At 66.7% G+C, this 6,130-nt stretch carries 7 protein-coding genes; 3 read left to right on the plus strand and 4 right to left on the minus strand.

Annotated features, from left to right (window positions below; translation table 11 throughout):
- Positions 1-318: 318 nt before the first annotated feature.
- Complete coding sequence (locus KTN05_RS16945; RefSeq protein ID WP_217330557.1) at positions 319-564, minus strand: hypothetical protein; 246 nt, start codon at positions 562-564, stop codon at positions 319-321.
- 61 nt (positions 565-625) lie between these two features.
- Here KTN05_RS16945 and soxC point away from each other — a divergent pair, with 61 nt between their 5' ends.
- On the plus strand, positions 626-2,008 hold the full coding sequence (soxC, locus tag KTN05_RS16950; protein ID WP_254368318.1) for a sulfite dehydrogenase: 1,383 nt from the start codon (positions 626-628) through the stop codon (positions 2,006-2,008).
- Positions 1,995-2,669 (plus strand): c-type cytochrome, encoded by a 675-nt coding sequence (locus KTN05_RS16955; RefSeq protein WP_217330558.1) that lies wholly within the window; start codon positions 1,995-1,997, stop codon positions 2,667-2,669. Before soxC ends, KTN05_RS16955 begins: the two co-directional genes overlap by 14 nt.
- Before the next feature lie 113 nt (positions 2,670-2,782).
- Here the strand turns inward: KTN05_RS16955 and KTN05_RS16960 are convergent, their stop codons facing one another.
- Positions 2,783-3,004 carry a hypothetical protein gene (locus KTN05_RS16960; protein ID WP_217330559.1) on the minus strand — a complete coding sequence of 74 codons (222 nt, stop codon included), beginning with the start codon at positions 3,002-3,004 and terminating at the stop codon, positions 2,783-2,785.
- A gap of 201 nt (positions 3,005-3,205) precedes the next feature.
- Positions 3,206-4,090, minus strand: coding sequence for an MBL fold metallo-hydrolase (locus KTN05_RS16965; protein ID WP_217330560.1), 885 nt, complete (start codon positions 4,088-4,090; stop codon positions 3,206-3,208).
- A 211-nt stretch (positions 4,091-4,301) separates the two neighbouring features.
- Here KTN05_RS16965 and KTN05_RS16970 point away from each other — a divergent pair, with 211 nt between their 5' ends.
- On the plus strand, positions 4,302-5,279 hold the full coding sequence (locus KTN05_RS16970) for a GlxA family transcriptional regulator (RefSeq protein WP_254368319.1): 978 nt from the start codon (positions 4,302-4,304) through the stop codon (positions 5,277-5,279).
- Between the two features lie 9 nt (positions 5,280-5,288).
- Here the strand turns inward: KTN05_RS16970 and KTN05_RS16975 are convergent, their stop codons facing one another.
- Positions 5,289-5,429, minus strand: coding sequence for a hypothetical protein (locus KTN05_RS16975; protein WP_217330562.1), 141 nt, complete (start codon positions 5,427-5,429; stop codon positions 5,289-5,291).
- Positions 5,430-6,130 lie beyond the last annotated feature (701 nt).

Raw genomic sequence — 6,130 nt, forward strand, 5'->3', positions numbered from 1 at the left:
CGCGTCGGTCAGCCAGAACAGGTTGCTCATATATCAGGTCTCCTCGCCATGCCTGAATCACGCCAACAGCCTGAAATCAATGGGTCTGGAGCCTAACCTCGTGCGCATCGGGGCGCTCGTGCAGGCGCACGTGTGGCTGATCGCCGTGCCTATGATCTTCAGCTTTGGGCCGCACGACATTCGGTCGGGACAACGGGCAAGTGACGTTTCTGGCCTTCCTCCGGTCCCGGCTACGGCGGCCGTCCTGTTTTTGGTCGTGGCAACGGCCGTTCCCGGTTCTGACGCGGCCCGCAGTCATGCTCGGTCTGCATTGGCCATCTATATCGCCTTCGTGGTCATTGCCCCGTTCATCGGCTTGGGCGTTGCACGAATCCGGCTGCGGGGCGGGCCGTCGCCTTTTTCCACCGCGACACGAAATTCGCTCGTCGTGCTGCCGCTTGCATTGGCCGTTCCGGGTTCAATTCCTGTGTTTCCGGCAGTGATCGTGACGCAGAGGTTAGTCGAACCTGTGGCCGAGCTCAGATCCGCTCCGATGATCGAGGTTGCCAACTGGATGCCTGCCACGCATCATCATCATCATGCAGGAGTAATTTCCTGGCGCACAAGGAAATATCGGGAGGAGCCGATGGCTGACCAGCGTTTTTCCAGCGATCGTTACGGACCCGCGGAGCGGCAGATGGCCGAGGCGCTGGTCGAGATCGAGCGCCGGATCATGGCAGGCGAGGTCGCAGAGGAGGACTGTGACTGCAAGGAGGGCATGTTTCCGGGCCTGACCCGGCGGGGCCTGTTGGCGAGCGGCGCCCTCGTATCCGGGCTGCTGCTGTCCGGAGGAAGGGCGCGGGCCGACGCGCCGCCCGGCGCGATCGAATACCCGGTGCAGCCGGATCCGACCAAGGAGCAGGGGCGGCTGATCCTCGATGACGGCGGCTACGGCTCCCGCTCGCAATTCGAGAACGAGATCCGCTGGCGCTATCCGACCGACAGCCTCGATTCGAGCTGGTCGATGACGCCCCTGGCGTCAGGCCACGGGATCATCACGCCATCGGGGCTGCATTTCGAACGCCATCATGGCGGCATTCCGAATATCGACGCCGCCTCTCACAACCTGATCATTCACGGCATGGTCGACAAGCCGTTGCGCCTGACCATGGACGATCTGCGGCGCATGCCCTCGGTCAGCCGCATCCACTTCATCGAATGCTCGGGCAATGGGCTGACCGAGTGGGAGAAGCCGACGCTGAAGACCGTGCAGGGAACGCACGGGCTGACCTCGACCTCGGAATGGACCGGGGTGCTGCTGTCCACGGTGCTGAAGGAGGCGGGTGTCCAGGACAGCGCCGCATGGATTCTGGCCGAGGGCGCCGACGCCGCCGTGATGACGCGATCCTGCCCGATCGACATCGCGATGGATGACGCGATCCTGGCCTATGCGCAGAACGGCGAGGCGCTGCGTCCAGAACAGGGCTATCCGCTGCGGCTGCTGCTGCCGGGGCTGGAGGGCAACACCCATATCAAATGGCTGCGCCGGATCGAGGTCAGCGACAAGCCCTACATGACCCGCGAGGAGACGTCGAAATACACCGACCTGATGCCCGACGGCAGCGCCCGGCAATTCACGCTGGAGATGGATGCGAAGTCGGTCATCACCTTCCCGTCGGGGGCGATGAAGCTGCCGCGGCCGGGCTTCTACGAGGTGACCGGGCTGGCGTGGACGGGACGCGGCAAGATCACCAAGGCCGAGGTTTCGGCCGATGGCGGCAAGACCTGGACCGAGGCCGCCCTGCAGGAGCCGGTGCTGCACAAGAGCCACACGCGCTTCCGCATGCCCTGGATCTGGGACGGGTCCGAGGCCGTGCTCCAGAGCCGCTGCACCGACGAGACGGGCTACGTCCAGCCGACGCTCGGCGAGCTTGTCGCGGTCCGTGGCACGAAATCCGTCTACCACCTGAACGCAATCCAGAGCTGGCACGTCGCGCCGAGCGGAGAGGTGACCAATGTTCACGCGTGAGCTTGCCCTGAGCGGATTCCTGATCGTGGCCTGCACCGTCGCGCAGGCCCAGACCTCCGACACGCCGGCTGACGCAGCCATGCCCCGAACCGTCGCCGCCCTGCCGGAGCCGGTCGGGGAACTCGAGGAACCGACGCCCCCGTCCCCCGTAATCGAGGCCGAGAGTGATGTGACACCAGGGCTCGACGCCAATTTCGGGATCGGCCGCCCGGCGACGGAGGAGGAGATCGCGGCAATCGACATCGACATCATGCCCGACGGATCCGGGCTGCCGGACGGCAGCGGAACCTACGCCGAGGGCGAGACGCTCTATGTCGAGCAGTGCGCAAGCTGCCACGGCGAGAACCTGGAGGGCATCAAGGAGACCGGCGCCCCGGCCCTGATCGGTGGCCGCGACACGCTGGCGACCGACAAGCCGCTCAAGACCGTCGAAAGCTACTGGCCGCATGCCAGCACGCTGTTCGATTATGTCCACCGGGCCATGCCGATGATCGAACCCGGCTCGTTGTCGCCGGACGAGGTCTATGCGCTGTCCGCCTACATCCTCGGCCGCGCGGGCATCCTGCCCGAGGATGCCGAGCTGGACGCGGAAAGCTTCCGGCAGATCGTCATGCCGAACGCCGGCGGCTTCGTCCCGGACCCGCGTCCGGACGGGCTGTGATGACGTGAAGGTCGCCCTTGAGGGCGGCCTCTGCTCGTCGGAGGCGAAGGGGTGCCACCATTGCGCTCTCGAGGCTCCGACACTTCGTCGTCCTCGGGGACGGAAAGGCGGCGCTATGCCACGGCCAGCCGCGAAGTCCGGCAGCTCTGTGCCGGCTCAGCTGGCAGTGGTTGACGCTTCCATGTGGAGGCGACGATCCGGGCGTCAGTGGCGTCAAAGACGCGCCTGACATCCTCCATGCCCATGATGATCGCGCCGAGTCGCTGGTTCTGCGTATCGCCCGCATCGACGATGACGCCCTCCGGCCTGAAGGCCTCGAGGTTGCCCGCAGCCATGTCCTTCCACACGGTGTCGCCGGCCCGGAAAGCGCCCCTTCGCCCTCCGCCCGGAAGACGCCGCCGCAGACGGTGCCCAACCTTACACCGGCAACGTCAAGCGCCTTGGGAATGAGCCTGATCGCTGAAGGTCAGCTACGCCTGCGCGCCGTGAAAAAAGCTGGCGGCGGAGATCCCCGCCGCCAGCTCAACTCGCCAGCCTCAGAACGTCAGGATCTCGCCGTCGGCGGGGATCCGGACCTGCTCCTCGATGCCGTTCTGCTCGACATAGTCCTGCAAGGCATCGCGGCTCAGGGTCATGTGGTTGATCGCGTCCATGTGGACGGCGACCAGGGTGGCGTCCGGGGCGGCCTGCGCGGCGCGGAGCACGTCGTCCTTGCTCATGATGATGGAGCCGGTGAAGCCCTTCAGGCGTGCCTCGGCGGCGTTCAGAACGATCACGTCGGGATCGAACGCGTCGAGGCTCTCATCCACCTCGTCGCGCCAGATGGTGTCGCCGACGAAGTAGACGGTGGGCGCCTCGGGCGCCTGGAACACGACCCCCATCGCCACGCCGAGGAACGCCCCCAGTTCGCTGATGGCATACATCTCGTCGGTGCCGTGCTGGCCGCCGGTCTTCGTCAGGCTCACGCCCTCGAACTCGGCGCTTTCGCCCAGGATGCGGACGTCGGTGTAGCCTTGGCCCCGGATCATCTCGGCGTCGGCCTCGTGCTGCACGAAGAGGGGGATGTCCTTGGGCACGAACCGGTGCTCGCCGCCGTCCCAGTGGTCGAGATGGGTGTGGGTCACGATCACCGCGTCGACGCCCTCCATGACCTCCTCGGCCGGGATCGGCAGATCGACCAGCGGGTTGCGCCGCTCGCTGTGGAACGTTCCGTCGAAGCCGGGATAGGCGCCCTTCGCCGCCAGCAGCGGATCGACGAGGAAGGTCTGGCCTGCATAGGTGATCTTCGCCGTGGCATTGCGGATGTGCTGCATCTGCACGTCGGCGGTGTCGGGGGCTTCGGGCGCGGTCTGGGCGGAGGCGCTTGCCGCGCCGAGGGTCAGAAAGATCGCGACGGCGCGGATGATTGTCGTTGGCTGCATGGTGCGGCTCCGGTCAGGTTGCTGATGGGTTCAATCTGGGCGCGCCGCCCTTCCGGGGGAAGCGGCCCGATGGCCAGCGGACGAAGGTTTCGGGCCAACGGGCGAGAACGGGCACGATCGCGGCCCGTCCCGGCAGCCCGCACTTGACCGTCTGTCCGCAGCGGGTGCAGGTGGTCCGGGCGAACCTCGTCGCCAGCGTCCCGTGAGCGCCATGACCCCGCAGCGTGTTGCCGTGCTCGCCTTCGACGGCGCGAGCCTGTTCCATCTGGCCGTGCCCGGCAAGGTGTTCGGCGTCGGCCGGAACCCTGACGGCTCTCGCGCCTACGAGGTGCGCCATTGCGCGGTGACGCCCGGCATGATCCGCACCGATGCCGGGCTTGAGGTCCGCGTGGAGGACGGCCTAGACGGGCTCGCGCGCGCCGACATCGTGATCGTCCCCGCCTGGAACGATCCCGACGCCCGCGCGCCCGAACCCCTGATCCGGGCGCTGCGCGAGGCTCATGCCGAGGGAAAGCCGATCGTCGGCTTGTGCCTCGGCGCCTTCGTGCTGGGTGACGCCGGACTGCTCGACGGTCGGCAGGCGACGACGCACTGGATGGCACGAGAGACCTTTGCCCGCCGTTTTCCCGCTGCCGTCTTCCGCCCGGACGTGCTGTATGTCGAGGATGGCAACATCGTCACCTCGGCCGGGAACGTCGCAGCCATCGACTGCTGCCTGCATCTGGTGAGGATGCGGCACGGGTCGGAGGAGGCCAACCGCATGGCACGGATCCTCGTCACCCCGCCGCACCGTCAAGGCGGGCAGGCGCAGTATGTCGAACGGCCGGTGCCGCAGTTTCCCTGTCAGAGCCGGCTTCCGGGCGTGCTGGAATGGGCCTTGGCGCATCTGGCCGAGCCGCTGACGCTCGACCGGCTGGCCGGGGTCGCGCATATGAGCCGCCGGTCCTTCACCCGCCGTTTCCGCGAGGCGACGGGCATGACCGTCACCCGCTGGCTGAACGCGCAGCGCGTGGCCCGCGCGCAGCAATTGCTGGAAACGACCGACCTGCCGGTCGAGCGCATCGCCCACGAGGTCGGCTTCGGCACCGCCCTGACGATGCGCCAGCAGTTCGCCGCCCAGTTGGGCACCGCCCCCTCGGACTACCGGCGCAGCTTCCGCGAGGGCGGGCGCGCTGAAGGGGCAGTCTGATCGGGATCGTCATGCCTCGCCGACGGCGTGATGCGTGCACAGCGCGTGGTTGCCCAGCGACTCGATCACCCAACAATCCGAGACGGTGCCCGAGGCGCATTGCGCCAGCATCCGCCCCAGCTCGGCTTTCCGCGCGCGCGCAGCCCTCAAAAAATTTGTGCGCTGGCCGGGTCGTGGCGGGCCTGAGATTGTGCAGGTTGCCGGAGCCATGCCGCAGGCAGCGGTCGAGGCCGGAGGGCGAGACGCTCGGGTTGAGAAGCTCGCGCACCATCGCCGCCGCGATCGGCTGGCGCTATGCGTCCAGGGAAGATGACGGAATCCATCAAGCGCTCAGGATTCCGGACGGGCGGCGTGACAAACGCAATCCGCTTGGCCGGCACGCTGGAATACCTATGGCGCGTTGATGGAAAATCGAACAGTCGGGTGCAGCCAGTCCGATTCGAAGGCTGTTTGACGAGCATATCTCACGCTTGGCCCGGATCCATCTCATGGGTCGACTCAGGGCGGATCGGCGCAACCGCGCCCCGCACAACAGATTCGTCCGTCAGGTCGTCGTTGGGCGGCCATTTTAGCATGCGCGCCGTGGAGTTTTTCGATGGTCAATAATCGCGTGCATTTTCGGAATCGTCCCGCGAGGACGCTTCCGAAAGGTTTCTCATTTCAAATGGCTGTCGGCCGGCCAGCAGACGCGATGGACAGTATTCCCACCGCGCGACGATGACCCACCCCCAAGCCCTTGTGGCCCCGTCGCGTCTTGCCTACATCAGGCCCAGCCGATGATGAAGGACCATGACCATGCCCATGGAGGCCCATGATATCGAGGCGCTGATCCGCGCCGCGTTTCCCGACGC

Source organism: Paracoccus sp. Z118 (assembly GCF_019061185.1).
Taxonomy (GTDB): Bacteria; Pseudomonadota; Alphaproteobacteria; order Rhodobacterales; family Rhodobacteraceae; genus Paracoccus.

Bases quoted from the DNA above. Each gene is read 5' to 3' on its own strand.
- KTN05_RS16960 (WP_217330559.1), bottom strand. From the start codon at position 3,004: ATGGCTGCGGGCAACCTCGAGGCCTTCAGGCCGGAGGGCGTCATCGTC.
- KTN05_RS16955 (WP_217330558.1), top strand. From the start codon at position 1,995: ATGTTCACGCGTGAGCTTGCCCTGAGCGGATTCCTGATCGTGGCCTGC.
- KTN05_RS16965 (WP_217330560.1), bottom strand. From the start codon at position 4,090: ATGCAGCCAACGACAATCATCCGCGCCGTCGCGATCTTTCTGACCCTC.
- KTN05_RS16970 (WP_254368319.1), top strand. From the start codon at position 4,302: ATGACCCCGCAGCGTGTTGCCGTGCTCGCCTTCGACGGCGCGAGCCTG.
- soxC (WP_254368318.1), top strand. From the start codon at position 626: ATGGCTGACCAGCGTTTTTCCAGCGATCGTTACGGACCCGCGGAGCGG.